Origin of the sequence: Mycobacterium sp. SMC-11 (assembly GCF_046250095.1) — a bacterium.
Lineage (GTDB): Bacteria > Actinomycetota > Actinomycetes > Mycobacteriales > Mycobacteriaceae > Mycobacterium > Mycobacterium heraklionense_A.
Genome location: NZ_CP176430.1, coordinates 2,964,652 through 2,991,327, shown reverse-complemented (window position 1 = coordinate 2,991,327; position 26,676 = coordinate 2,964,652). Strand labels below are relative to the sequence as shown.

Here is a 26,676-nt window from a genome sequence, read left to right as displayed (position 1 = left end):
TGGTCACCGTCATGCTGACCGCGGCCGGCATGGCGGCCTGCACGCCCCGCCCCGACGGTCCAGGGCCCGTCGCCGAGCGGTTCTTTGCCGCCCTGGCCACCGGCGACACCGCGACGGCCGCCGAGCTCAGCGACGACCCGTCTGCGGCACGCAGCGCACTCAACGCCGCCTGGGCGGGCTTGCAGGCCGAACATCTGGATGCCCAACTGCTCAGCGCCCGCTACAACGACGACACCGGCACCGTGGCCTACCGCTACACTTGGAAGCTGCCCAAGAACCGGACCTGGGCCTACGACGGCCAGCTCAAGATGGTCCGCAACGAAGGCCACTGGACGGTGCGCTGGACGGCCACCGGCCTGCACCCCAAACTGGGCGAGCACCAGACCTTCGCGCTGCGGGCCGACCCGCCGCGCCGCGCCGCGGTGAACGAGGTGGGCGGCACCGACGTGCTGGTGCCGGGCTACGTCTACCACTACATGTTGGACGCCACCCGGGCCGGACGAAACCTGATGGGCACCGCACGGGCGGTGGTCGACGCCTTGCGGCCCTTTGACGACGCATTGGGCGACCCGCAGCGGCTGGCCGAACAGGCCAGTTCCTCGAGGTCTCCTCTCGACCTGATCACCTTGCGCAAGGCCGACCACGACCGCGTCGAACCCGCTATCGGCGCCCTCCCGGGAGTCGTGGTCACCCCGCGCCCCGATCTGTTGCCCACCGACGACCACTTCGCGCCGATGCTCGTCAGCGAGGTCAAAAAGGCGGTCGCGACCCAACTCGAAGGTGCCGCGGGATGGCGTGTCGTCAGCGAGAACCAGAACGGCGTCGACGTCGCGGTCCTGCACGAGGTCGATCCAGCACCGGCGCCCTCGCTGACCATCAGCTTGGACCGAGCGGTGCAGCGCGCCGCCCAGAACGCGGTCAACACCCGCGGCGACAAGGCGATGATGGTGGTGATCAAGCCGTCGACCGGTGAACTGCTCGCCGTTGCCCAGAATGCGGCTGCCGATGCCGACGGCCTGGTCGCGACCAGCGGTCTGTATCCGCCCGGATCGACGTTCAAGATGGTCACCGCGGGCGCGGCTATCGAACGCGACATGGCGACGCCGAACTCCATGGTGGGTTGTCCCGGTGAACTCGACATCGGCCAGCGCACCATTCCCAACTACGGCGGATTCGACCTGGGCCTGGTGTCGATGTCGCGGGCCTTCGCCAATTCGTGCAACACCACCTTCGCCGAGCTGGCCAGCCGGATGCCGCCGCGGGCGCTGTCGCAGGCGGCCAGTCGCTACGGGATCGGGGTGGACTACCTGGTGGACGGGATCACCACGGTCACCGGCTCCGTTCCGCCCACAGTCGACCTGGCCGAACGCACCGAGGACGGCTTCGGTCAGGGCAAGGTACTGGCCAGCCCCTTCGGCGTCGCGTTGGCTGCGGCGACGGTTGCCGCGGGACGCACACCGGTACCCCGATTGATCGAAGGCCGGCCGACGGCGGTCAACGGTCCGGCGGCGGCCCCGGTGAGCGCGGAGATGCTCGACGGCCTGCGCGAGATGATGCGGTTGGTGGTGACCGACGGCACCGCACGCGACATCGCCGGCTGCGGCCCGGTCTACGGCAAGACCGGAGAGGCTGAATTCGCCGGTGGCTCGCACTCATGGTTCGCCGGATACCGGGGTGACATGGCCTTCGCGTCGCTGATCGTCGGCGGTGGCAGCTCGCAGTACGCGGTCCGGATGACCAAGGTGATGTTCGACTCGCTGCCCGACAACTTCCTGCTGTAGCGGCGTAAATTGAGAACCCATGACGGGTCTCAGCGACGACATGGCCGAGCTGGCCCTGCGTATCTCGGATGCGGACCGCAACGGCACATTGCGCCGCCTGCACAATGCCGTCTCCCTCGGGCTGATCGACATAGGGGAGTTCGAGGAGCGCGCGGCGCAGGTGTCGCAGGCACGGATGCGCTCGGAGCTCGACACCCTGATCGGTGACCTGCCCGGCCCTCGCGCCATCGTCACCTCGGCGGCCGACCGGGTGGAGCTGCGTGGCTGGGCCGGGTCTCTCAAGCGCCATGGGGAGTGGATCGTGCCGACCCGGCTGGCATTGGTGCGACGTCTGGGCTCGGTTGACCTCGACCTCACCAAGGCCCGGTTCGCTGGGCCGGTCGTCGTGATCGAGCTCGATATGCGATTCGGCTCGGTCGACATCCGGCTGCCCGACGGTGCCAGCGCCTCGATCGACGATGTCGAGGTCTACGGCGGGAGCGCCCGCGATCGCCGCACCGACCCGCCCGCCGAAGGAGCTCCGCACCTGGTGCTGACCGGCCGCGTGGTGTGCGGCTCGGTGGATATCAGGGGTCCTCGACGCAAGCTTCGCTGGCGGCGCTGACCAGCTCCGTTAAGCTGGCGTAATGCCAGTTCGTGCCCCGCTTTCTCCCGGCGTGCTGTCTCCGACGCTGCCGGTGCCCCGCTTGATCCCGCGTCCGGAATACGTCGGCCGCGCTACGGCTGCCGAGGGCTCCGAGCCGTGGGTGCAGACACCCGAGGTGATCGAGAAGATGCGGGTGGCGAGCCGGATTGCGGCGGGTGCACTTGCCGAGGCGGGCAAGGCCGTGGCGCCGGGCGTGACCACCGATGAGCTGGATCGCATCGCCCACGAGTTCATGGTCGACCACGGTGCCTACCCCTCGACGTTGGGCTACAAGGGCTTTCCCAAGTCGTGCTGTACGTCGCTCAACGAAGTCATCTGTCACGGCATACCGGACTCGACGGTGATCGCCGACGGTGACATCGTCAACATCGATGTCACCGCGTACATCGATGGCGTGCACGGCGACACCAACGCCACCTACCTGGCCGGGGACGTCTCGCAGGAACATCGGCTGCTGGTCGAGCGCACCCACGAGGCCACCATGCGTGCCATCAAGGCGGTCAAACCCGGCCGCGCGCTGTCGGTGATCGGCCGGGTGATCGAGTCCTACGCGAACCGGTTCGGCTACAACGTGGTCCGTGACTTCACCGGTCACGGGATCGGCCCGACCTTCCACAACGGTCTGGTGATCCTGCACTACGACCAGCCCGAGGTCGAGACCGTCATCGAGCCCGGGATGACCTTCACCATCGAGCCGATGATCAACCTCGGCAGCCTGGACTACGACATCTGGGATGACGACTGGACGGTGGTCACCAGTGATGGGCAGTGGAGCGCCCAGTTCGAACACACCCTGGTCGTAACGGACGACGGCGCCGAGATATTGACGCTGCCGTGACTTTTGGCTGTTGTCTGTTGAGCCGCTAAGGGGGCCGTCAAAATCGCCCCGTGCCGTCGTGGGGGCTGTAGCGTGGCGCAGATGCCGGGCACGATGATGACCATCGACGGGTTCCCGATCCCGATCGATGTGGCAGGCCCGCAGAACGGGCCGGTCGTGGTCGTGCTTGCCGCGGCCCAGCATCCCCTCACCGCGTACGACGCGGTCTGCCAGCGACTGCACACCGCCTCCCTGCGCACCATCGTGATCGGCGCAGACCCGCGTCTGACACCCAAGTCGGTGATCGGCATCCTCGATTCGCTGGGCGTGCAGTGCGGCGTGTTGGTGGGCGATCGGACCGGCGCCGACAACGCCTGGGAACTTGCCGCGACGCGCCCGGACCGCTTCACCGGGCTGGTGGCGCTCGACCGGGGACATCCCCGCGCGCCGGATCTGAGCGGCGCGATACGCGACGAGCGCTGCCCTCCGGTGGAGATCAACACCACCGTGCTGGTCAGTTCCCGAGCCACGGCGTCGGTTGCCAACGCCAGCCAACGGTTCGTCTACGGCGAACACCGATTGGTGATGCTGCCCGGGCGGCGCAGTGCGAGCGAGTTCACCGCACAGTTCGCCATGGAGATCGTGTTACGCGCCAGTACCTGGTAATACGCGGCGGGGGAGAGTAGGTTCCGGCGTAGCCGGCGATCGAGGGCGCGTCGGCGAAAAATAATGGAATACGTATCTGGGGGGATACAGCATGCGGTCATGGGGGCAATCAATACCGGCGTTGCTGCGCGAACGAGCTGAGCAGTGGCCTGATCGGCCGGCGTTCACATACATCGATTACGAGGTGGATCCGGCCGGGTACGCCGAGACCCTGACGTGGGCGCAAATTCTGGGGCGCACCGAGGCCGTCGCGGCGGAGGTGGCGGCAGTCGCTGCGCCGGGTGACCGCGTTGCGTTGCTCGCGCCGCAAGGCCTGGAGTACATCGCCGGGTTCTTCGGTGCGATGGAAGCCGGGTGCATCGTGGTGCCGTTGCCGGTACCGGCCTTCGGCAGCCACGACGAACGAGTCACCGCCGCGCTGAAGGACTGCGCACCGGCCGCGGTGCTCACCACATCGGCAGTCGCCGGCGACATCCACGGGTGCGTCGGCGCGGTCGCGGGTAGCGCACCCGAGGTCATCGAGGTGGATCTGATCGATCTCGATGCTTCGGTGTCCTGGCAGGGAACCGGGGCGCTGCCGACGAAAACGGCGTTGCTGCAATACACGTCCGGTTCGACCGGCTCGCCGAGGGGCGTCGTGGTCTCACACCGCAACGTTTTCGCCAACATGGAGCAGGTGATGGCGGACTACTTCGGCGAGGACGGGGGAGCACCGCCGCCGGACACCACGCTGGTGTCCTGGCTGCCCTTCTACCACGACATGGGCCTGCTATTGGGCGTGATGGGAGCCGTCTTGCTGGGCCGCCATTCGGTGGTGATGAGCCCGATCGCGTTCCTGCAGAAGCCCTCTCGATGGATCCAGCAGCTGGCCATCAATTCCTGCACGTTCACCGCCGGGCCGAACTTCGCGTTCGAGCTGGCGGCGCGCCGGACGACCGACGAGGACATGACCGGCCTCGACTTGAGCAGAGTGCACACCATCTTGAGCGGCAGCGAGCGCATCCATGCCGCGACGATCCGCCGCTTCACCGACCGCTTCGCCCGCTTCGGCCTGCCGGCCAACGCGTTGTCACCGTCATACGGGCTGGCAGAAGCAATGGTCTATGTCGCCTCGGCGCCGCGCTCGAACCGTCCGGTGATGGTTCGGCTCGACTACGAGAACCTGGTCGGCGGCACCGCACAGGCGGGTCCGGGCGGGGCGGAGCTGGTCAGCATCGGCGCCCCGCGGGCGTGCACTGTGCGGATCGTCGACCCCGACAACCACACCGAGAGCCGAGACGGGTGCGTCGGTGAGATCTGGGTGCACGGACCCAACGTCGCCAGCGGCTACTGGCACAACCCGGAGGCCACCGAGCGCACATTCGGCGGGCACCTCGAATCCCCGTCCGCCGGCACACCGGTGGGGCCGTGGCTGCGCACCGGAGACCTCGGTGTCATCTACGAGGGCGAGATGCTGGTGGTCGGTCGCATCAAAGACCTATTGATCGTCGACGGCCGAAACCACTATCCCGACGACATCGAGGCCACCGTGCAGGAACTCACCGGCGGCCGCGTCGCAGCGGTGCCGGTCAGCGGTGAGGGCGGTGAGCAGCTGGTGGTCATCGCCGAGCTCAAGAACCGGGGCAACACCGTGGAAGAGCAATTGGCGCGGATAGCGGCCCTGAAAAAAGATGTGGCGGCATCGGTTTCCCGGACCCACGGGGTCCGGGTCGCCGACCTCGTGCTGGTCGCTCCCGGATCGCTGCCGATCACTACCAGCGGGAAGATCCGTCGCTCCACATGCGCCGACTGCTATCGCACGGCCCAATTTCGTCGGCTGGAGCCCGTCGACTGACCGCGGGCGGGTAGCCTGACAGCACTCAAATGTCAGGGAAGACCGTCGTCGGCGAAGGAGCACAATGACCCGGCCCGCGATGCTCTCCCAGACCGAGCTGCAACTACTGGTCAGCTCCGGCGAGATCGACACCGTCGTGGTGGCATTCGCCGACATGCAGGGCCGGCTGGTCGGTAAGAGGGTCGCCGCCGAGCACTTTCTTGCCGAGGTCGCCGGACACGGCGTGGAAGCCTGCAGCTACCTGCTGGCCGTCGACGTGGAGATGAACACCGTACCCGGCTACTCGATTGCCGACTGGGGAACCGGCTACGGCGACCTGGTGCTCAAACCGGACTTCGCGACGCTGCGGCGCATTCCGTGGCTGCCCGGCACCGCCCACGTGCTGGCCGACGCACACTGGCCGGACGGCGACCCGGTCGCGGTGGCTCCCCGCCAGATTCTGGCCGCCCAAGTTGCCCGGCTGACCGAGCGCGGGCTGGTTGCCTACGCCGCAACGGAACTGGAATTCCTGGTCTTCGAGGACAGCTACCGGCAGGCGTGGGCCGGCGGATATCGCGGCCTGACACCGGGAACGGACTACAACGCCGACTACGGTCTGGTCGCCGGCACCCGGCTGGAACCGCTGCTGCGCGACATCCGGCTGGGGATGACCGGCGCGGGCCTGCGCTGCGAGGGCGTCAAAGGGGAGTGCAACACCGGCCAGCAGGAGATCACCTTCCGCTATGAAGAGGCGCTGAGAACCTGCGACAACCACAGCGTCTACAAGAGTGGCGCCAAGGAGATCGCCGACCAGCACGGTAAGAGCCTGACGTTCATGGCGAAGTTCGACCAACGCGAAGGCAATAGCTGCCATGTGCACCTGTCGCTGCGCAGCACCGAGGGCGCCGCGGTGTTCGCCGATTCGGCTGCCCCGCACGGTATGTCGGCGTTGTTCCGCGCCTTCCTGGCCGGGGTGCTGGCCACGCTGCCCGAGCTGACCTTGTGCTACGCGCCGAACATCAACTCCTACAAGCGATTCGTCGGGGGCAGCTTCGCGCCCACGGCGATTGCATGGGGCCTGGACAATCGCACGTGTGCGCTGCGAGTTCTCGGCAGCGGCGACTCGATGCGGGTGGAGTGCCGGGTGCCCGGTGGCGATGTGAACCCTTATCTGGCGGTGGCAGCGCTGATCGCGGCGGGGCTGCACGGCATCGACAACGATCTTTCGCTGCCCGAGCCGGTCGGCGGTGACGCCTATCGGGCCGGGCTGCCGCAGCTGCCCACGACGCTGGGCGGAGCCATGGAGCTGTTTGCCGAATCAGCGGTCGCGCGCAAGGCATTCGGCGACGAAGTCGTTGAGCATTATCTGCACAGCGCCCGAGTCGAATTGGACGCATTCAACGCCGCGGTGACCGACTGGGAGAGGGTTCGGGGTTTTGAACGCTTCTGAGCCCGACTGCCCGGTGGTCGGGCTGACGACCTATCTGGACCGGGCGAAGTTCGGGGTCTGGGATGCGCGGGCAGGACTGCTGCCCGCCCAGTACATCCAGGGCATCACCGCCGCCGGCGGCATCGCGGTGCTGTTGCCGCCGCAGCCGGTGACGCCCGAGATCGCGGCGCGCGTGCTCGACGGTGTCGATGCGCTGGTGATCACCGGCGGGCGCGATCTCGACCCCGCCGGGTACGGCCAGACGCCGCACGACGAGACCGATCGACCCGACACCACCCGGGACGCATGGGAATTCGCCCTATTGGCCGAGGCGATGCGGCGCGGCATGCCGGTGTTGGGGATCTGTCGTGGCGCCCAAGTGCTCAACGTGGCGCTTGGTGGGACGCTGCACCAGCACCTGCCGGATGTCATCGGTAACACCGGGCACCGAGCGGGCAACGGCGTCTTTACCCCGATGCCGGTCCGCACCGTGGCCGGCACCCGGGCGGCCGAACTCCTCGGCGAGAGCTGCCAGGTGCAGTGCTACCACCATCAGGCGATCGCCGAGGTGGGTGCGAAACTTGTGGTCAGTGCGCGCGATGACGACGGGGTCATCGAGGCGATCGAACTTCCCGGGGAGGACTTCGTGCTCGCGGTTCAGTGGCATCCCGAGGAATCCCCGGACGATCTGCGGCTGTTCGCCGCGATCGTGGCGGAGGCGGGCAAGTTTGAGCGGGCGCGGGTAAGCGAATGAAGCACGAACTGATCAACCCGGCCACCGGGGCGGTCTTCGCGACCGTCGACCACGTCGAAGCCGCCGCCGTCGACGACGCCGTGCGCCGGGCACAGGCCGCCCAGAAGCGGTGGTCCAAACGCGCTCCGGCCGAGCGGGCCGCCGCGCTGCGAGACTTCGCCGCGATCGTCGACACCCACATCGACGAACTCGCCGCCCTCGAGGTCACCAACTCCGGCCATCCGGTGTCCGCCGCCGAATGGGAAGCCGGGCACGTCCGTGACGTGCTGCAGTTCTATGCTGCCAGCCCGGAACGGTTGTCCGGCAAACAGATTCCGGTCGCCGGTGGACTCGACGTCACCTTCCACGAGCCGCTGGGCGTGGTCGGGATCATCACCCCGTGGAATTTTCCGATGCCGATCGCCGCGTGGGGTTTCGCGCCGGCGCTGGCCGCCGGCAACGCGGTGTTGATCAAGCCCGCCGAATGGACGCCGCTGACCACGCTGCGCTTGGCCGAACTGGCCGCGGAGTCGGGGCTGGACTCCGATCTGCTGCAGGTACTGCCCGGCCGAGGCGCGGAGGTGGGGGAGCGTCTGGTCACCCACCCGGACGTGGCCAAGATCGTGTTCACCGGTTCCACCACCACCGGCACCCGGGTGCTGCAGGCCGGGGCGGCCGGGGTCAAGCGGGTCACGCTGGAACTCGGCGGCAAGAGCGCCAACATCGTGTTCGGCGACTGCGACCTGGAGCAGGCGGCGGCGACGGCGCCCTACGGTGTGTTCGACAACGCCGGGCAGGACTGCTGCGCCCGGAGCCGTATCCTGGTGCAGCGCAGCGTCTACGACCGCTTCATGGAGTTGCTGGAACCCGCGGTCACCGGCGTCGTCGTCGGCGACCCGACGTCCCGCGACACCGAGATGGGTCCGCTGGTGTCGCGCCCGCACTGGGAGAAGGTGGCCTCCTACGTGCCCGACGACGCGCCGGTCGCTTTCCGCGGTCAGGCGCCCACCGGCCCAGGTTTCTGGTTCCCGCCCACCGTCCTGACTCCCGCGGCCACCGACCGATGCGTGACCGAGGAGATCTTCGGCCCGGTGGTGACGGTACTGCCGTTCGACGACGAGGCCGACGCCATCGCGATGGCCAACAACACCGTCTACGGATTATCGGGCTCGATCTGGACTAACGACCTATCCCGGGCGCTGCGCGTCTCGCGGGCGGTGGAAGCCGGGAACCTGTCGGTGAACTCGCACTCCTCGGTGCGCTTCACCACTCCGTTCGGGGGTTTCAAACAGTCGGGGTTGGGCCGGGAGCTGGGCGCGGATGCCCCGTTGGCGTTCACCGAGACCAAAAACGTATTCATCGCAGTGAAGGAGACGCAGTGACCGACCTGACCCAACGCCTGGCCGGACGGGTGGCCGTGGTGACCGGCGCCGGTGGCGGAATCGGCTTGGCATCCGCGCGGCGGATGCGCGCCGAGGGCGCCCAGATCGTGGTCGGCGACCTCGACCAGGCGGCGGGCACCGCGGTCGCCGATGAGCTCGACGGCCTGTTTGTTCAGGTCGACGTCTCCGATCAGGACCAGGTTGATGCGCTGTTCGACACCGCGGCCCAGACGTTCGGCTCGGTGGACATCGCGTTCAACAACGCCGGTATCTCGCCGCCCGACGATGACCTGATCGAAACCACCGAACTGCCTGCCTGGCAACGGGTTCAGGACGTCAACCTGAAGTCGGTATACCTGTGCTGCCGGGCGGCGCTGCGGCACATGGCGCCCGCCGGGCGGGGTTCGATCATCAACACCGCATCGTTCGTGGCGGTGATGGGTTCGGCCACCTCCCAGATCTCCTACACCGCCTCCAAGGGCGGCGTGTTGGCCATGTCGCGTGAGCTAGGGGTGCAGTACGCCCGGCAGGGCATCCGGGTCAACGCGCTGTGCCCCGGCCCGGTGAACACCCCGCTGCTGCAAGAGCTGTTCGCCGCCGACCCGGAGCGTGCCGCGCGCCGACTGGTGCACGTGCCGGTGGGCCGGTTCGCCGAGCCGGAGGAGATCGCTGCCGCGGTCGCGTTCCTGGCCAGCGATGACGCTTCGTTCATCACCGGCTCGACATTCCTGGTGGACGGCGGGATCAGCTCGGCGTACGTCACACCGCTGTAGGGTCTGGCCGGCGGCCAGCTAGGGTCCGTCGTCATCCTCATCGTCAGAACCGTTGTCGCCCAGCAGCTTTTCTCCGGTGGTGGTAATGGTTGACCCGAGGTTGACCGTGGTCCAGGTGTGGCGGCGGCAGGGTTTGGCTGGTGCCGTCGTGGCGCTTGCGCGTTTTCCAGCCGCCTGACGTGATCAGTTGGTGGTGGGGCCCGCAGCGCGGGGTCAGGTCGGTGATGTCGGTGCGCTTGGTTTTCGCGTAGTCGTCGTCGTGGTGGACTTCGCAGTAGTAGCCGGCGACGGGGCAGTTGGGGTGGCTGCATCCGCGCGTTCTTTGGCGTAGAGCACGATGCGTTGGCCCGGTGAGGCCAGGCGTTTGGTGTGAAACAGGGCCAGTTCTTTGGCGCCGTCGTAGATCCGCAGGTAGTGGTGGGCGTGGCTGGAGCTCCGGGGGCCGACAGGTCGCAGAAAGTATCCACAGCCAAAACTGCTGTGACGCAAGTGAATATGGTGACTTTCGGCGCCTGGTCAGTCGAGTCTGGTTGCGGCCACGGACCACATTGGCAGATGAAGCCGGTGGTTATCGAGTTCCGGCTGCAACGCCGCCAGTTGGTCCGGCAGGGTCTTCATCTGCGGTGCGACACCATCGTTGGAATCCAACTGCGAAAGAAAATCCAACGCCCGTGGGCCGAAGGTGCCGACGTATGTGGAGGTGCCCAAGTAGTCCAAGCGCCAGCCGTTGGTGTCGAGCATCCGGCTGAAATTGTTCGCCGGTAGGCCGTCGAACTGCAAGCCGTTGAGATTGTGTCGCCCGAGTTCGAACATGAACAATCGCGCGCCGGGGGCGGTAGCAAGGTGCAATGCCTGGATGTAGCGCGCCTGCAGTCGCTCGTCATGGGCGAACACGTGCAAGAAGGCGCTGTCGACAACGGTGTCGAACCGGCCCTCGAAGTCGGCCAGGCGTGTCGCGTCGGCGACCCGAAAGTCCACTGTCACTCCGGCGCGCTGTGCGTTGTGTCGGGCGTGCTCGATCGCCGCCGGCGACGCGTCAATCCCGGTGACCGAATGCCCCTGCGAGGCAAAGTAGATCGCGTGGTGGCCGGGACCGGTTCCTGGATCCAGGACTTCGCCGCGCAACGCACCGTGGGCGACGAGTTCTTGCACCACCGGCTGCGGACCGCCGATATCCCACGGAACCACGCCGGCGATCGTCTGCTCGCCGCGGTACATCGTGTCAAAGGTCGGGTCGGCCTGCATCGATCTCTCCTCTCTATCACTGACCAAGAAGGACGTCTGTTTATTTGTATACTTGGTCAGTGACCAAGAATCAAGCTGTTGTGCGGGCGCGGGTCGGCCTTGGTGTCGAGGATGTCGTGCGTGCTGCGTTCGACGTTCTTGACCGTCATGGCATCGCGAAGCTCTCTACGCGCGCAATAGCAACGGAACTCAGCGTCAGCATGAACACCGTGATGTGGCACATCGGCGCCAAAGGACGACTACTCGAGCTGATGGCGGACGCCATTGTCGCCGAGGTTGAGGTGGACTCGTTGCACGGTGACTGGCGCCACCGGGCGACCCAGTTGCTAGTCGGGTTGCGGCAGGCGATGCTGCGCCACCGTGATGGTGCGCTCGTCGTCGCCGGAACCTTCCCGGTGCTGCCGTCGACCCTGGCCTTCAGTGACCGGCTGATCGCCGTGTTGTTAAGCGGCGGGGCTGCGTCCAAGCAAGCGGCTTGGACCGCTTGGAACCTCTTCTACTTCACCCTGGGTCTGGTCCAGGAGGAGCAGCGCGCGCCCGATGCTTTGCCGGGCAGTCTGCAGGATGTCGTCGACGCGGCGGTATTCCCCAGTTTGCATGCGGTACTGGACGATTTCCTCTCGGCCGACTACGGGGCCCGGTTCAGATTCGGCGTCGATCAGATTCTGGGATCCGTCGGCTAGGGCGTCAGAACCACTCCGGGCGCATCTCCAGGGTCGTACGGTCCAGGCTCTCCAACAGGTCGAGCTGTGGACCGGTCTTCGGCAGTTCGTAGCGGAAGAAGTAGCGGGCCGCCTGACGTTTGCCGTCAAAGAAGTCCCCAGCGCGCCCCGCTACGGCCAACAACTGCTCCAGCCAGATCCAGGCGATCACCACATGGCCGAAGGCCTCCAGATAGATCGCACTGTTGGCCAGGGCGGCATCAATGTCACCGGCGGCGAACATGCCCGCGGTGACCGCCACCAGCCGCTGGACCACCGCCTCGAGTCGCGCCGCCATCTCGGCCAGTTCGCCGCCGGCCTGATGCGCGGCCGCGGCACTCTCGGACATCGCGCCATGTAGTGCGGCCAGGCTGGCGCCGTTGCGCTGTACTACCTTGCGGCCCAACAGGTCCAGACTCTGGATGCCGTGGGTGCCCTCGTGGATCGGGTTGAGCCGGTTGTCCCGGTAGTGCTGTTCCACGTCGTACTCGCGGGTGTAGCCATAGCCGCCGTGCACCTGGATCGCCAGATCGTTGGCGGCCAGGCACCACTGCGACGGCCAGCTCTTGGCGATCGGGGTGAGGATGTCCAGCAGGGCGGTGGCGTGCTCGCGTTCCTCCTCGGATTCAGCGGTGTTCTGAACGTCGACGAGCCGCGAGCAGTACAGTGCCAACGCGAGCGCCCCCTCGACATAGGATTTCTGCGCCAGCAGCATTCGCTTGACGTCCGCGTGCTCGATGATCGCAATCTGCGGAGAGGCAGGGTCTTTCGCTGTCGCCGGTCGGCCCTGCGGCCGGCTTCGGGCGTACTCCAGTGACTTCAGATAGCCGGTGTAGCCGAGCGCGATCGCACCCATTCCCACACCCAGGCGGGCTTCGTTCATCATGTGGAACATGTAGGTCAAGCCGCGGTGTTCGTCGCCCACGAGATAGCCGACGGCACCCGGTTCGCCGCCGGGCTGGTGGACACCCTCCCCGAAGTTGAGCACGGTGTTGGTGATGCCGCGATAGCCCATCTTGTGGTTGAGACCGGCCAGCACGACGTCGTTGCGTTCACCCAGCGTGCCATCGGGATTCACCAGATACTTCGGCACAATGAACAGCGAGATCCCCTTGGTGCCGGCCGGACCGCCGGGGATCTTGGCCAGCACCAGATGGACGATGTTGTCGGTCAGTTCGTGCTCGCCACCGGAGATCCACATCTTGGACCCGAACAACCGGAAGGTGCCATCGGCGCGCGGCTCCGCCCGGGTGGTGATGTCGGCCAGTGATGATCCGGCCTGGGTCTCCGACAGGCACATCGTTCCGGTGAAGCGGCCGGCGAGCATGGGTTTGACGAAGGCGGTGATCTGTTCTTCACTGCCGAATTTGGCGAGCAGGTTTGCGTTCGCCATGGTCAGCATCGGGTAGCCGGCGGTGCTGACGTTGGCGGCGAATAGCCAGGCGAAGCCGGCCTGAGCCACCGTTGCCGGCAATTGCGCGCCCCCGAGGCGGGAGTCCATGGCCATGCCGATCAGCTCAGCGTCGGCACAGGCCGCCAGCGCCTCCTTGACCTCACCGATGATGGTGACCTTCGTTCCGTCGAAGGTGGGCTCGTTCGCGTCGCTTTTCTTGTTGTGCGGGGCGAAATAGCGAGTCGCCAGCTGTTCGCACAGATCCAGGGTGTCGGAGAAGGTCTCCCGGGAGTGCTCGGAGAACCGGTCCCGCCCGGTCAGTTCCTCGACGCGCAGCCAGTCGAACAGCAGGAAATCGAGGTCTTGCCGCGACAGCAGGGTGGACTTCATCTGCGGTCCTTTCACTCCAGCCCAAGCAGTGCGTTCTCGACGACCTCGGGCAGCGCCGGGTGAATCCAGTATTGACCGCGGGCCATCTCTTGCGCGGTGAGACCGAAACTCATCGCCTGGATCAGCGGCTGGATGATCGAGGACGCCTGGTAGCCCATGATGTGCGCGCCCAGCAGTCGTCCGGTGCCGCGTTCCGCGATGAGTTTGGCGAATCCGGTGCTGTCCTCCATGGCCCAGCCATAGGCGACATCACCGTAATCCTGGATCTTCACGGAGATATCGAGACCCTTTGCCAGTGCCTGTGTTTCGGTCAAGCCGACGGCAGCGATCTGCGGATCGGTGAAGACCGCGGCCGGAACATAGCGATGGTCGGTGATCCGCATCGAGTCCACGTCGTCCCAGTCGCACAGCAGGTTGTGTTGCACCACCCTGGCTTCGTGGTTGGCGACATGCTTGAGCTCATACGGTGAAGACACATCGCCGAGCGCGAAAACTCCTCGCGCCGAAGTTCGTTGGTATTTGTCGACGCTTACCCGCCCGCCGGCGACGGTGACGCCGGCCTGCTCGGCGTCCAACAAGTCGCCGTTGGGCACCCGCCCGGTGGCGACCAGCATCGCGTCGGCCTGCAGCACCGAGCCGTCGTCGAGCTCCACGACGACACCGCTTCCATCATCGCGCGCTGCGACCACGTTGCAGTGCGTGCGCAGCTCCCACTTGGCCGCGACGATCCGGGTGAACCGTTCTGCAACGGTCTCGTCGCAGTGCCGCAGCAATGTCGAGCCCCGGATCACCACCGTGACCCGTACGCCCAAGGCGGAGAACACGTGGGCGAACTCGGCGGCGATGAAGCCCCCGCCCACGATCACTAGATGCTCGGGTAGCTCGGCGATCCGCATGATGTCGTCGCTGGTGTAGTAGCGCGCCCCGCTGTCGGCGATGGCGGGCGGGATCGCCGAGCGCGACCCGGCGGCGATCACGACCTGCTCGGCGCTGAACTGTTCACCTCCCGCGGTGAGCAACAGGTAGCGGCCGTCGGTGCCGACCGGGCCGAATCGGGTGTGCTCGCCGTAGACGTCGACGTTCGGCAGGCTGCGGCGATACTGCTCGCCGCCTGCGGCGATCGGGTCGATCCGCCCGAACACCCGGGAGACGATCTCGTTCCAGCGCACACCGTCGATGTGGGCATCAATGCCGTAGCGCGACGCTTCGGTCACCGTCTTGGCGACCTCGGCGGCGTAGACGAACATCTTGGTCGGGATGCAGCCCACATTGAGGCAGGTGCCGCCGAAAGTGCCCTGTTCGCAGATCGCCACCCGCTTGCTCGCGTAGCGCTCGTCGAGAATGCTGTTGCCCGAACCGGTTCCGATGATCGCCAGGTCGTAGCTCTCCATTGCGTCAGCCTAAACGGTGTGGGGGCCGCGGTGATCGCAAGCGCGGCGAAGCCGGGCGCAGCGGGTCACCGCCATCCTGGATACGCTGATGGCGTGTCCCCATCGGCTCAGACCGAGATGACCGACGTTGCGCTGATCGGCGCGGGCATCATGAGCGCCACCTTGGGGGCGATGCTGCGCCGGCTGGAACCGAATGCCGCGATCACCGTCGTCGAACGGTTGGACTCCGCCGCCGGCGAGAGCAGTGATCCGTGGAACAACGCCGGTACCGGCCACGCCGGGCTGTGCGAGCTGTTCTACACACCGCAGCGGCCGGACGGCTCGATCGACACCGCCAAAGCCGTTCGCGTCAACGAGCAGTTCCAGGTGACCCGGCAGTTCTGGGCCTATGCCGTGCAGAACGGTCTGCTGGAGGATCCGCATGACTTCGTGCACCCGATACCGCACGTCAGCTTCGTACGCGGCGCCGACGGAGTGGATTACCTGCGACGGCGCCATCGTGCGCTGGCCGACAATCCGTTGTTCGCCGGCACCGACTTCATCACCGACTTCGGCGAGTTCGCCGCGCGCCTGCCCGCGATGGCCGACGGCAGAGACCCCGACGTGCCGGTGGCCCTGGATTGGGCTCCGCACGGCACCGACGTCGACTTCGGTGCGCTGACGAGTCAGCTGATCGGCTACGGGGTGCGCCACGGCACCGCCGTGCACTTCGGCCACGAGGTGCGCTCGCTGCGCCGGGAGTCCGACGCCAGCTGGACGTTGGCTCTGGCCAACCGTCGCACCGGCGAAACCCGAAGGCTCAACGCCAAATTCGTCTTCGTCGGCGCCGGGGGAGCGACCCTGGGGCTGCTGCAGCGCGCCGGTATCCCCGAAGCGCGAGGTGTCGGCGGTTTCCCGATCGGCGGGGTGTTTCTGCGCTGCGGGGCCGCCGAGCTCACCGCCGCACATCGCGCCAAGGTGTACGGCGCCCCGGTGCCGGGCGCGCCGTCGACGACCGCTCCGCACCTGGACGCCCGGATGGTCAACGGGGAGTCGTGGCTGCTGTTCGGACCGTTCGCCGGGTGGTCGCCGAAGTTTCTCAAGCACGGCAGGGCCACGGATCTGCCCCGATCGGTCCGCTTCGACAATGTCAGGTCGCTGCTGGGCGCCGGGATCCGCGAGCGTGAACTGGTCGGGTACCTGCTCGGTCAGCTGCGGCGAACCCACGGCACCCGGGTCGGGGCGCTGCGGGAATTCCTGCCGGGTGCGGATCGCGCGGACTGGCACGAGATCAGGGCCGGTCAACGGGTGCAGGTGATTCGCAACGGACAGCTCGATTTCAACACCACAATCGTCAGCGCCGGCGACGGGAGCATCGCGGGACTGCTCGGCGCCTCACCCGGGGCCTCGACCGCGGTGCCGGCCATGCTGGAGGTGCTGGCGCGCTGTTTCGCCGGCAAGTTCGCCGACTGGCTGCCAACGCTCAAAGAGATGGTGCCCTCGCTGGGTGCGCGACTGTCCGAAGAGCCCGCGTTGTTCGAGGAGGTGTGGGAGTGGGGCAGCCGCCAGCTTCAGCTCAGCCACTAGAGTTATCGGGTGACCGAGAACCCCTATCTGGCCGGTTTACGGCTGGCCGGCCGCAAGGTTGTTGTCGTGGGCGCAGGAAGCGTCGCGCAGCGACGCCTTCCGCTGTTGGTGGACAGCGGCGCGCAGGTGCTGGTGATCGCACCCAGCGCCACCCCGGCGGTCGAAGCGCTGGGGGAGCGTAAGCCCGGCATCACGCTGGTCTCGCGCACCTACCGCGACGGGGACTTGGCCGATGCCTGGTATGCGATCGCGGCCACCAACGACCCGGAGGTCAACGCCGCGATCGTGGCTGAGGCCGACCGTCGCCAGATCTTTTGTGTGCGCGCCGATCTGGCCGTCGAGGGATCCGCGGTCACTCCGGCCACGTTCGGTTACTCCGGATTGTCGGTTGGCGTGCTGGCCGGCGGTGAGCACAACCGGTCGGCGGCGATCCGCTCGGCGATCCGGGAGGCCCTGCAGAACGGCACCATCACCGTGGACGCCGAGACGACCCCCGATGTGGTGCGCGGCGGCGTGGCGCTGGTGGGCGGCGGACCGGGCGATCCGGAACTGATCACGGTGCGCGGCCGTCGCATGCTCTCGCACGCCGACGTCGTGGTGGCCGACCGTCTCGCGCCGCCCGAGCTGCTCGCCGAACTGCCCCCGACCGTCGAGGTCATCGACGCCGCCAAGATCCCCTACGGGCGGGCCATGGCGCAGGACGCGATTAACGCGCTGATGATCGAACGTGCCAAGGCCGGCAAGTTCGTGGTGCGCCTCAAGGGCGGTGACCCATTCGTGTTCGCCCGCGGCTATGAAGAGGTGCTGGCCTGCGCCGACGCCGGGATTCCGGTGACGGTTGTGCCCGGTGTGACCAGCGCCATAGCGGTCCCGGCTTTGGCTGGGGTGCCGGTCACCCATCGGGCCGTGAACCACGAGTTTGTGGTGGTCAGCGGGCATGTTGCGCCCGACGATCCCGAATCGTTAGTGAATTGGGACGCCCTGGCCGCAATGCGCGGAACCATCGTGCTGTTGATGGCCGTCGAACGCATCGAGCAATTCAGCGCCGTGCTGCAAAAAGGCGGCCGACCTGCGGATACGCCGGTTCTGGTCGTGCAGCACGGCACCACGCCAGCCCAGCACACGCTGCGAGCGACCCTGGCCGACGCGCCCGAGAAGATCCGCGCGGAGGGCATTCGACCTCCCGCGATCGTGATTATCGGGGCCGTCGCAGGTTTCGGGGTTTAAACAGCTCTTAATATTACTGTAGGGTAGCCCGTTATGACTGCACTCGATGATGCAGGGCGGGCGAGCGCGCAGTGGTCCGAAGGCGGCGCCGGGGCGGTTGCCCCAGGGCGTACCGGCTCCGATCTCGTGAGTTGGACCAGCAAATATGTGTCGTCCTGGCTGCCTTCTCGTCGCTTTATCTATGCCGTGATCGCCATCGGTGGCATGCAGCTGCTGGCCACCATGGACAGCACTGTCGCGATCGTCGCGCTTCCTAGGATCCAGGATGATCTGGGGTTGTCCGACGCGGGCCGTGGGTGGGTGATTAGTGCCTATGTGCTGACCTTCGGCGGCCTGATGCTGCTCGGCGGCCGACTCGGCGACACCATCGGCCGCAAGCGCACCTTCATCAGCGGGGTCGGGCTGTTCACCATCGCGTCAGTCTTGTGTGCCGTGGCCTGGGATGCCCCCACACTGGTGATCGCGCGGCTCCTGCAGGGTGTCGGCTCGGCCATCGCCTCACCGACGGCGCTGGCGCTGATCGCCACCACCTTCCCCAAGGGGCCGGCCCGCAATGCCGCCACCGCGATATTCGGCGCGATGACCGCGGTCGGATCGGTGATGGGCCTGGTGGTCGGCGGGGCGCTGACCGAGGTGTCCTGGCGGCTGGCGTTCGGGATCAACGTGCCCATTGGCCTGCTGATGATCTACCTGGCGCGCACCGCGCTGACCGAGACCAACCGGGAGCGGATGAAGCTGGATGCGGCCGGCGCGCTGCTGGCGACTCTGGGCTGCACGGCGGCGGTGTTCGCCTTCACGATCGGCCCGGAGAAGGGCTGGATCTCGGTCATCACCATCGGCTCCGGTGTGGTCGCCCTCGTGGCGATGCTGGCGTTCGCCGTGGTGGAGCGCACCGCCGAGAATCCGGTGGTGCCGTTCAGCCTGTTCAAGGACCGCAACCGGCTGCTGACCTTCGCGGCGATCTTCCTCGCCGGCGGTGTGCTGTTCACCTTGACCGTGACCATCGGTCTGTACGTGCAGGATCTGATGGGCTACTCGGCCCTGCGTGCCGGAGTGGGCTTTATCCCGTTCGTGATCGGGCTGGGTGTCGGACTGGGTCTGTCCTCCCAGCTGGTGCGCCGGTTCCCGCCCCGAGTGTTGGTGATCGCCGGTGGTGTCGTGTTGCTGGGCGCCATGATCTACGGCTCGACGATCAACCGGAACCTTCCGTACTTCCCGAACTTCGTCACGCTGATCGTGCTCGGTGGTCTCGGGATCGGCGTGATCGTGGTGCCGCTGACCCTGTCGGCGATCGCCGGCGTGGGCTTCGACCAGATCGGCCCGACTTCGGCGATCGCACTGATGCTGCAGAACCTGGGCGGGCCGATCGTGCTGGCGGTCGTCCAGGCCGTCATCACCTCGCGCACGCTGTACCTGGGCGGCACCAACATGCCGGTCAAGACCATGAACCCCGCGCAGATCGCCGCGTTGGATTCCGCCTACACCTATGGACTGCTGTGGATCGCTGCGGTGGCGGTCCTGGTCGGCGGGATCTCCCTGCTGATCGGTTACACCGCCAAGCAGGTCGCGCATGCCCAGGATGTGCAGGACGCCTTCGGCGCCATGTGAGTTCGCCCGGACGCCGCGCTGACGGGGCCGTCGGTGGCTAAGCTCACCTGCTATGGCCGCGCCGGGGGAATCCCAGTCGGCCGGCCGGTCGTTGTCGTCCGACGTGCTCGGTATCGCCATCGTGGCGATCACCGGCATGCAACTGATGTCGACGCTGGACGGCACCATCGTCATAGTGGCGTTGCCACGGATGCAGGCCGACCTTGATCTGTCCGACGCCGCCAAGAGCTGGGTCATCACCGCCTACGTACTGACCTTCGGGGGCCTGTTGCTCCTCGGCGGCCGGGTGGGCGACGCCATCGGACAGAAGCGGGCGTTCGTCTCCGGGGTTGGGTTGTTCACGATCGCCTCGCTGGTCTGCGGAGTGGCCACCGACTCCGCCACCTTGATCGCCGCCCGGGCGGTTCAGGGCATTGGGGCCGCAGTTGCCGCACCGACCGGCCTGGCGCTCATCGCGACCACCTACGCGGCCGGCCGGGCCCGGAACCAAGCGATGGCGGTGTCGGCCGCCATGCAGGGCATCGGCTCGGTCATGGGTCTGGTGCTCGGTGGCGCCCTCACGGTCATCTCGTGGCGGCTGGCGTTTCTGATCAACATCCCGATCGGGATCGCCATCGTGGCCATCGCCGTGACGCGGCTGACCGAGACCAACACCGAACGGCTCCGGCTCGACCTCACCGGGGCGCTGCTGGCCACCGGCGGGTGCACTGCGGCGGTGCTGGTGTTCACCCAGGGCCCGCCCCACGGCTGGGTAAGCCCGTGGGTGATCGGCGCCGGGGTCGCGGCGGCGCTGTTCCTGCTGGCTTTCCTGTTTGTCGAACGCAACGCCGCCAATCCGCTGGTGCCGGCCGCGGTGTTCGACAACCCCAGCCGGGTCGCCACCTTCGTGGCGTACTTCATGGCCGGCGGGGTGATGCTCACGGTGAGCGTGATGATCGGGCTACTGGTTCAAGACGTGCTGGGTTACTCGGCCCTGCGCGCCGGGATCTGCTTCATCCCGTTTGCGGTGGCCATGGGCGTCGGCAACCTGGTGACCAGCTGGGCGGCCGCGCTGATCGCGCCGCGCTGGCTCATCATCGGGGCCGGCAGCCTGGTCTGGGCCGCCATGCTGTTCGGATCGACACTGGACCGCGGCGTGCCGTACGTCCCCGATCTGGTGATGCTGTTCGTGGTCGGTGGCTTCGGTATCGGCGTGATCTCGGTGGTGCTGCCGCTGTGCGCGGTCGCCGACGTCGGTCCACGCGAGATCGGCCCGGTATCGGCGGTCACCTTGATGGTCTACAACTTGGGCGGCCCGGTGGTGCTGGTGATCATCCAGGCCGTGCAGACCTCCCGAACGCTGTACCTGGGCGGCACCACCGGCCCGGTGAAGAACATGACCGACAGCGAACTGGATGCGCTCGGCCACGGCTACACCTATTCGCTGCTGTGGGTTGCCGCGATTGCCGTGCTGGTGGGTGCGGCGGCGCTGTTCATCAGGTTCTCGGCCGACCAGATCGCCCGGGCCCAGCACACCCGCGAGGCCGTGGAGGCGGGGGAGCTGTAGGGGCGCCGGGCAAGTCCGCGTCTCCCCGCGGCTGAAGATAGGCTGGCCCGCTGTGATCACCCGGATGTCCGAACTGTTCCTTCGCACCCTGCGCGACGACCCCGCCGATGCCGAAGTCCCCAGCCACAAGCTGCTGATCCGGGCCGGCTACATCCGGCCGATCGCACCCGGTCTGTACAGCTGGCTGCCGCTCGGTCTGCGGGTGCTGCGCAACATCGAGCGGGTGGTCCGCGAGGAGATGAACGCCATCGGTGGCCAGGAGATCCTGTTCCCGGCGCTGCTGCCGCGTGCACCCTATGAGACCACCAACCGCTGGACCGAGTACGGCGACAGCCTGTTCCGGCTCAAGGACCGCCGCGACAACGACTACCTGCTGGGGCCCACCCACGAGGAACTGTTCACCCTGACCGTCAAGGGGGAGTACAACTCCTACAAGGACTTCCCGGTGGTGCTGTATCAGATCCAGACCAAGTACCGCGATGAGGCGCGGCCGCGGGCCGGCATCCTGCGCGGCCGCGAGTTCGTCATGAAGGACTCCTATTCCTTCGACGTCAACGACGCCGGTCTGGCCACCGCCTACGACGCGCACCGGGTGGCATATCAGAAGATCTTCGACCGGCTCGGCGTGCGGTATGTGATCGTCTCCGCGGTGTCGGGCGCCATGGGCGGATCGGCCTCCGAGGAATTCCTCGCCGAGAGCGCGGTCGGTGAAGACACCTTCGTGCGCTGCGTCGAGTCCGGCTATGCCGCCAACGTCGAAGCGGTGACCACGGCCCGCCCCGAGCCGCAACCGGTCGACGGCTTGGCCGAGCCGCAGGTTCACGACACCGGCGACACCCCGACGATCGCCACCCTGGTGGACTGGGCCAACGGCGCGTTGGACCGTACGGTCACCGCCGCCGACACCCTCAAGAACGTGCTGTTGAAGGTTCGCCAGCCCGACGGTGAGTGGGAGTTGCTGGGCATCGGGGTCCCCGGCGACCGCGAGATCGACGAGAAGCGGCTCGGCGCGGCGCTCGAACCCGCCGAGTACGCCTTGCTCGGCGACGGTGATTTCGCCAAATACCCGTTCCTGGTGAAGGGCTACATCGGCCCGAAGGCGTTGCAGGACAACGGGGTGCGTTACCTGGTCGACCCGCGTGTGGTGGACGGCACCAGTTGGATCACCGGCGCCGACGCCCCAGGCAAGCACGTCGTGGGGCTGGTCGCCGGGCGTGACTTCCACGCCGACGGCACCATTGAGGCCGCCGAGGTCCGCGACGGGGACCCGTCACCGGATGGGGCCGGCCCGCTGGTCAGCGCCCGGGGCATCGAGATCGCTCACATCTTCCAGCTCGGCCGCAAGTACACCGACGCGTTTGCGGTCGACGTCCTCGGCGAGGATGGCCGTCCGGTGCGGCTCACCATGGGTTCCTACGGCGTCGGGGTCTCCCGGCTGGTGGCCGTCATCGCCGAACAGCAGCACGACGAGCTGGGCCTGCGGTGGCCCTCGCAGGTCGCCCCGTTCGACGTCCACGTGGTGGTCGCCAACAAGGACGAGGCCGCACGCGCGGGCGCGACCGAACTGGCCGCCGAACTGGACCGGCTCGGTCTGGAGGTGCTTTTCGACGACCGCAAGGCCTCACCGGGGGTGAAGTTCAAAGACTCCGAGTTGATCGGGGTGCCGTGGATCGTCGTGCTGGGCCGTGGCTGGGCCGACGGCATTGTCGAACTGCGCGACCGCTTCTCCGGGGAGACCCGCGAGCTGGCCGTCGGCGCGGAGTTGGCCGGGCAGATCCTGGCCGCGGTCCGCGGCCAGGACAGTTAACCCGGCGCCTGGGTGCACATGGCGCTGCGCGCCGCGCGCACCACGAGGGCGGCTTGCTCGGGGCTGGCCCCGTACTGTGCGGCGACCTGGTCGGTCACCGAGCCCGCAGACTGGCCGGTGTAGAGCTGCCGGCAGACCTGCTTTCCGGCCAGCAGGAGCTGGTCGTCGTCACCGGGGAAGTTGCCGCGGGTTGCTTCGAGGTACCTGATGTCCTCGGAGGTGTAGGGGATCGGCCAGGCGGCGGCCGGCCCGGCACCGAACAACACCCCTGCTCCTATGACGGTCGCGATAAGGGCACCACGCTTGTGCACCACCAGCATCCCTGCTCCGTTCGTCCGGTCGAGGTCAGTCTCGCTCAGTCTCGCTTAGTCCTGGCCGCCCGGGAAGGCCTGGGTGATCGGCCAATTGCCCAGCGCGCGGTTCCAGTGCGCGGCCAGCACTGCGCTCTGGCCGAGCGCGGTCGCCGCGAATTCCCGGTCGGCGGCATCGCTGGCCTGTTCGACGACCGCGCGCCAGGCCGTCGCGGTGTCGTATTCCATCCGGACCGCCAGCCGCAGGGCGTCGTTGGACGTGGTCATCGGCATGGGCAACTGATATCCGGCCGCGGGGAGCGGGACGGCAACCGAGCGGCTGGTCAGGATCGCGATGGTGCGGTCCCGGCGTTCGCGGTGCTGACGGATGGTGGTGACCACCAGGTCGTTGAATTCCGGCAGCGAGTACGCCGACACCAGCCCGTAGCCGTAGACGACACCGTATTCGGTGGCCAGGGCGTCGGTCAGGGCCGCGTCGGGGCCCGACGCCGGGCGGGGTTCGGGAGATGTCATGCCTGCATCACCAGGGCGACTGCGTAGGAGGCCGTGCAGGCCGCGGCGATCGAGGCCAGCAGCCCGGCCCGGTAACCCGACGAGGCGACCGCCAGCTTCCCGGCGCTGTCGGCGGCTGCCCGCAACGCGTTGATCACCTGCGAGACGCTCGGTGCGGGCCCGTCCGGCGCGGCACCGGGTGTGGTGGTTTCGGTCTCGTCCGCCGGCTTCCTTCCGGCGGCGCGGGCGATCTCGGCTGCCAGCGCTCGAGCATGGTCGGTTCGCTCCTGCGACACCTGATCCAGTGCTGCGGCCAGCGCCTTGGTCTCCGGGTCGGTCAGTGCCGTGGCGGCTGCGGTGGCCAGCTCACTGTCGCGCAGTGCCAGCTGTCGCTGTGCTTCCAGGTCGTCGACGACGGGCGCCGTTGGAGACGAGCCGCAGGCCGGCGCCGCAACGGCCAGCAGGGCGAGCATCCCGGCGCCGGTGAGCATGCGCCGTCGGTCGATGGCGGACAGGGGGCCTGGCACCCTGACATCCTGCCATTGCGCCTGTGCGGCAGGGACGTGACGTGGCCGCGAGCGGGCCAAGGTACGCTGACGGGCGCTTTTGCCGGTTTGCTGTGGCTGTGTTTCCCACGGCGTATCGTTGATAACTGGTTCCCGGCCGCGCCTGGCGCGTGGGAACGCGCCGACTGAACAACTCAAGATGAGGAGCTCGCCGTGGCCACCGGGCTACCTTCCCAGACACAGGTGATCGAGCTGCTCGATGCTGAGTTCACCCGCGCCGGATTCGAGATCGAAGATGTCGTCGTCGACGATCAGGACCCGCTGCCGCGAATCACCGTGGTCGCCGACGGCGACACCCCCCTGGATCTGGACACCGCCGCCGCGTTGGCCCGCTCGGCGTCGGAATTGCTCGACACCCTGGAATTCGACAGCCAATACGTGCTGGAGGTCAGCTCGCCCGGCGTGGGCCGGCCGCTGACGTCGGCGAAGCATTTTCGGCGTGCGCACGGTCGCAAGATTGATCTGACGTTGTCCGACGGGTCAGGCCTGACCGGTCGAGTGGGCGTCGTCGATGACGACATCCTGACGCTGGTGGTGCGTGCCGGGCGGGACTGGAACCGTCGCCGTCTGCCACTGAGCGAAATCAGTCGAGCGGTGGTGCAAGTCGAATTCTCGCCACCGAGCGAACGTGAGTTGGAGTTGGCGGGCATCAAGGCCCCCGAGGCGGGAACGGAGGCCGGAGCATGAACTGCGCCGGCGATGCGGGACGTAGCGACGAAGAGGAGTGGCGCCAATGAACATCGACATGGCCGCGCTGCATGCGATCGAGGCAGACAAGGGCATCTCGGTTGACGTGGTCGTGGACACGATCAAATCGGCGTTGCTCACCGCATACCGCCACACCGAAGGTCATCAGGCCGACGCGGTGATCGATGTCGACCGCAAGACCGGCGTGGTGCGGGTGCTGGCTCGCGAGATCGACGACGACGGCAACGTGATCAGCGAATACGACGACACGCCCGAGGGCTTCGGACGTATCGCGGCGACCACGGCCCGTCAGGTGATCCTGCAGCGGCTGCGGGACGCCGAGAACGAGAAGGCTTACGGCGAATTCTCGGCGCGGGAGGGCGACATCGTCGCCGGAGTCGTCCAGCGCGACGCCCGGGAGAATGCGCGCGGTGTCATCGTGGTGCGACTCGGTACCGAGGCCAAGGGCTTCGACGGCGTCATCCGGCCCGCAGAGCAGGCACCCGGTGAGGCCTATGACCACGGCGACCGGCTGCGCTGCTACGTGATCGGTGTGACTCGGGGCCTGCGCGAACCGCGGATCGAGCTGTCGCGTACCCACCCGAACCTGGTGCGCAAGCTGTTCGCCTTGGAGGTCCCCGAGATCGCCGATGGGTCGGTGGAGATCGTCGCGGTCGCCCGCGAGGCCGGCCACCGATCCAAGATCGCGGTGGCGTCGCAGGTTCCCGGGCTCAACGCCAAGGGCGCCTGCATCGGCCCGATGGGCCAGCGGGTGCGCAACGTGATGAGCGAACTGGCCGGCGAGAAGATCGACATCATCGACTACGACGAGGACCCGGCACGCTTCGTCGGCAACGCGCTGTCACCCGCCAAGGTGATGTCGGTGACCGTGATCGACCAGGCTGCCCGGGCCGCGCGCGTGGTGGTGCCGGACTTCCAGCTGTCTTTGGCCATCGGCAAGGAGGGCCAGAACGCCCGGCTGGCGGCCCGGCTGACCGGCTGGCGCATCGATATCCGCAGCGACGTCCCGGAGCCCGGCACCAATGGCGCCGAGCGTGAGGCCGGTCAGGGCGTGCCGCACGAAGCCTGAGCGGAACGGGACCAGGAGCACTGAGCGGGACGCGACCAGCACGCCAGTAGTGCACTGCCGGGTTCCTGCGGCGGTTCCAGTTTCGGCTCTCCTGCGTCGAGCCTCGCTGAACCGCCGGGTTCGGATTCGGGTGGTTCGGGTCATCGCCGTTGTATGGGTAGACTGAGCCGTGATCCAGCGCGAGACTTCGACAACCGCCTCGCGGACGCACCGTTCCCCAGATGGACCGGTGCGCACGTGTGTCGGATGCCGGAAACGTGCGTTGACCGTCGAATTGCTTCGGGTGGTCGCGGTGTCAACGGAGAACGGCAACGGCGCCGTGATCATTGACCGCGCGGGCAACCAACCGGGGCGGGGTGCGTGGTTGCATCCCGCATCGGAGTGCCTGCACGCGGCGATTCGGAGACGGGCATTCGTGCGCGCGCTGCGGATCAGCGGTTCCCCGGATGTATCCGGGGTGGAGGAGCACTTCGAAGGATTCGAGGATCGGCTCACCACCCCGGGCAACAGAACAGGTAGCGAAGAACATGAGCACACCGTGAAGTCCCGATGACCATGCGTCATAGCTAAACCCGAGGCGCGGCCCACCACCGCTGTCGCCTCATAGACAGGAGAT

The 26,676-nt window shown here is 67.4% G+C and carries 24 protein-coding genes and 1 pseudogene; 18 read left to right on the top strand and 7 right to left on the bottom strand.

Annotated elements, in window-relative coordinates; all coding sequences use genetic code 11:
- Positions 1-11: 11 nt before the first annotated feature.
- The 9 genes from ACKY0X_RS14100 to ACKY0X_RS14060 all read left to right on the top strand — a co-directional run bounded on the left by ACKY0X_RS14100 (position 12) and on the right by ACKY0X_RS14060 (position 10,040).
- Positions 12-1,781, top strand: coding sequence for a penicillin-binding transpeptidase domain-containing protein (locus tag ACKY0X_RS14100; protein ID WP_409429636.1), 1,770 nt, complete (start codon positions 12-14; stop codon positions 1,779-1,781).
- 40 nt (positions 1,782-1,821) lie between these two features.
- Positions 1,822-2,385 carry a DUF1707 domain-containing protein gene (locus ACKY0X_RS14095; RefSeq protein ID WP_409429635.1) on the top strand — a complete coding sequence of 188 codons (564 nt, stop codon included), beginning with the start codon at positions 1,822-1,824 and terminating at the stop codon, positions 2,383-2,385.
- A 22-nt stretch (positions 2,386-2,407) separates the two neighbouring features.
- Positions 2,408-3,265 carry a type I methionyl aminopeptidase gene (gene map, locus ACKY0X_RS14090; protein WP_409426537.1) on the top strand — a complete coding sequence of 286 codons (858 nt, stop codon included), beginning with the start codon at positions 2,408-2,410 and terminating at the stop codon, positions 3,263-3,265.
- A gap of 81 nt (positions 3,266-3,346) precedes the next feature.
- Complete coding sequence (locus ACKY0X_RS14085) at positions 3,347-3,910, top strand: alpha/beta fold hydrolase (protein WP_065042252.1); 564 nt, start codon at positions 3,347-3,349, stop codon at positions 3,908-3,910.
- 91 nt (positions 3,911-4,001) lie between these two features.
- Entirely contained in the window at positions 4,002-5,744 is a 1,743-nt protein-coding gene (locus tag ACKY0X_RS14080; RefSeq protein WP_409426536.1) for an AMP-binding protein, read from the top strand.
- Positions 5,745-5,808: 64 nt separating this feature from the next.
- Positions 5,809-7,173, top strand: a complete 1,365-nt coding sequence (locus ACKY0X_RS14075; protein ID WP_409426535.1) for a glutamine synthetase family protein — start codon at positions 5,809-5,811, stop codon at positions 7,171-7,173.
- A complete protein-coding gene (locus ACKY0X_RS14070) occupies positions 7,160-7,906 on the top strand; it encodes a gamma-glutamyl-gamma-aminobutyrate hydrolase family protein (protein WP_409426534.1) in 747 nt (248 codons plus the stop codon). The genes ACKY0X_RS14075 and ACKY0X_RS14070 overlap by 14 nt, the downstream gene beginning before the upstream one ends.
- Positions 7,903-9,267, top strand: a complete 1,365-nt coding sequence (locus ACKY0X_RS14065; RefSeq protein ID WP_409426533.1) for an aldehyde dehydrogenase family protein — start codon at positions 7,903-7,905, stop codon at positions 9,265-9,267. Before ACKY0X_RS14070 ends, ACKY0X_RS14065 begins: the two co-directional genes overlap by 4 nt.
- On the top strand, positions 9,264-10,040 hold the full coding sequence (locus ACKY0X_RS14060) for a 3-oxoacyl-ACP reductase (RefSeq protein ID WP_046287003.1): 777 nt from the start codon (positions 9,264-9,266) through the stop codon (positions 10,038-10,040). Before ACKY0X_RS14065 ends, ACKY0X_RS14060 begins: the two co-directional genes overlap by 4 nt.
- An 18-nt stretch (positions 10,041-10,058) precedes the next feature.
- Here the strand turns inward: ACKY0X_RS14060 and ACKY0X_RS14055 are convergent.
- A pseudogene (locus tag ACKY0X_RS14055) lies at positions 10,059-10,478 on the bottom strand (hypothetical protein); the annotation flags it as partial.
- 78 nt (positions 10,479-10,556) lie between these two features.
- Complete coding sequence (locus ACKY0X_RS14050) at positions 10,557-11,285, bottom strand: class I SAM-dependent methyltransferase (protein ID WP_409426532.1); 729 nt, start codon at positions 11,283-11,285, stop codon at positions 10,557-10,559.
- Positions 11,286-11,344: 59 nt separating this feature from the next.
- On the opposite strand from ACKY0X_RS14050, the gene ACKY0X_RS14045 reads away from it, so the two are divergent.
- Complete coding sequence (locus tag ACKY0X_RS14045) at positions 11,345-11,968, top strand: TetR/AcrR family transcriptional regulator C-terminal domain-containing protein (RefSeq protein ID WP_409426531.1); 624 nt, start codon at positions 11,345-11,347, stop codon at positions 11,966-11,968.
- A gap of 4 nt (positions 11,969-11,972) precedes the next feature.
- Here the strand turns inward: ACKY0X_RS14045 and ACKY0X_RS14040 are convergent, their stop codons facing one another.
- Positions 11,973-13,769, bottom strand: coding sequence for an acyl-CoA dehydrogenase (locus ACKY0X_RS14040; protein ID WP_409426530.1), 1,797 nt, complete (start codon positions 13,767-13,769; stop codon positions 11,973-11,975).
- Between the two features lie 11 nt (positions 13,770-13,780).
- Positions 13,781-15,160 (bottom strand): mycothione reductase, encoded by a 1,380-nt coding sequence (mtr, locus tag ACKY0X_RS14035; RefSeq protein WP_409426529.1) that lies wholly within the window; start codon positions 15,158-15,160, stop codon positions 13,781-13,783.
- Between the two features lie 117 nt (positions 15,161-15,277).
- Here mtr and mqo point away from each other — a divergent pair, with 117 nt between their 5' ends.
- From mqo to ACKY0X_RS14010, 5 genes are all read left to right on the top strand, one after another.
- A complete protein-coding gene (mqo, locus tag ACKY0X_RS14030; protein WP_409429634.1) occupies positions 15,278-16,726 on the top strand; it encodes a malate dehydrogenase (quinone) in 1,449 nt (482 codons plus the stop codon).
- 9 nt (positions 16,727-16,735) lie between these two features.
- Entirely contained in the window at positions 16,736-17,953 is a 1,218-nt protein-coding gene (gene cobA, locus ACKY0X_RS14025) for a uroporphyrinogen-III C-methyltransferase (RefSeq protein ID WP_065040171.1), read from the top strand.
- A gap of 204 nt (positions 17,954-18,157) precedes the next feature.
- Complete coding sequence (locus ACKY0X_RS14020; protein ID WP_409429633.1) at positions 18,158-19,561, top strand: MFS transporter; 1,404 nt, start codon at positions 18,158-18,160, stop codon at positions 19,559-19,561.
- Positions 19,562-19,697: 136 nt separating this feature from the next.
- Positions 19,698-21,107 carry an MFS transporter gene (locus tag ACKY0X_RS14015; RefSeq protein WP_409429632.1) on the top strand — a complete coding sequence of 470 codons (1,410 nt, stop codon included), beginning with the start codon at positions 19,698-19,700 and terminating at the stop codon, positions 21,105-21,107.
- Positions 21,108-21,159: 52 nt separating this feature from the next.
- Positions 21,160-22,914 carry a proline--tRNA ligase gene (locus tag ACKY0X_RS14010; protein WP_409426528.1) on the top strand — a complete coding sequence of 585 codons (1,755 nt, stop codon included), beginning with the start codon at positions 21,160-21,162 and terminating at the stop codon, positions 22,912-22,914.
- Here ACKY0X_RS14010 and ACKY0X_RS14005 read toward each other — a convergent pair.
- From ACKY0X_RS14005 to ACKY0X_RS13995, 3 genes are read right to left on the bottom strand one after another with little or no spacing between them, the layout of a single operon-like run.
- Complete coding sequence (locus tag ACKY0X_RS14005; RefSeq protein WP_409426527.1) at positions 22,911-23,234, bottom strand: DUF732 domain-containing protein; 324 nt, start codon at positions 23,232-23,234, stop codon at positions 22,911-22,913. The two genes, ACKY0X_RS14010 and ACKY0X_RS14005, sit on opposite strands and share 4 nt — an antisense overlap.
- Before the next feature lie 45 nt (positions 23,235-23,279).
- Positions 23,280-23,738, bottom strand: a complete 459-nt coding sequence (locus ACKY0X_RS14000; RefSeq protein ID WP_409426526.1) for a ferritin-like domain-containing protein — start codon at positions 23,736-23,738, stop codon at positions 23,280-23,282.
- Positions 23,735-24,208, bottom strand: a complete 474-nt coding sequence (locus tag ACKY0X_RS13995; RefSeq protein ID WP_409429631.1) for a hypothetical protein — start codon at positions 24,206-24,208, stop codon at positions 23,735-23,737. The genes ACKY0X_RS14000 and ACKY0X_RS13995 overlap by 4 nt, the downstream gene beginning before the upstream one ends.
- A gap of 228 nt (positions 24,209-24,436) precedes the next feature.
- Between ACKY0X_RS13995 and rimP the strand changes: the two genes are divergently transcribed.
- The 3 genes from rimP to ACKY0X_RS13980 all read left to right on the top strand — a co-directional run bounded on the left by rimP (position 24,437) and on the right by ACKY0X_RS13980 (position 26,613).
- Positions 24,437-24,970, top strand: coding sequence for a ribosome maturation factor RimP (gene rimP, locus ACKY0X_RS13990; RefSeq protein WP_409426525.1), 534 nt, complete (start codon positions 24,437-24,439; stop codon positions 24,968-24,970).
- Positions 24,971-25,016: 46 nt separating this feature from the next.
- The gene (nusA, locus tag ACKY0X_RS13985) at positions 25,017-26,060 is read left to right on the top strand and encodes a transcription termination factor NusA (protein ID WP_409426524.1); all 1,044 of its coding nucleotides are present in this window, start codon (positions 25,017-25,019) and stop codon (positions 26,058-26,060) included.
- 262 nt (positions 26,061-26,322) lie between these two features.
- Complete coding sequence (locus ACKY0X_RS13980; RefSeq protein WP_409426523.1) at positions 26,323-26,613, top strand: YlxR family protein; 291 nt, start codon at positions 26,323-26,325, stop codon at positions 26,611-26,613.
- Positions 26,614-26,676 lie beyond the last annotated feature (63 nt).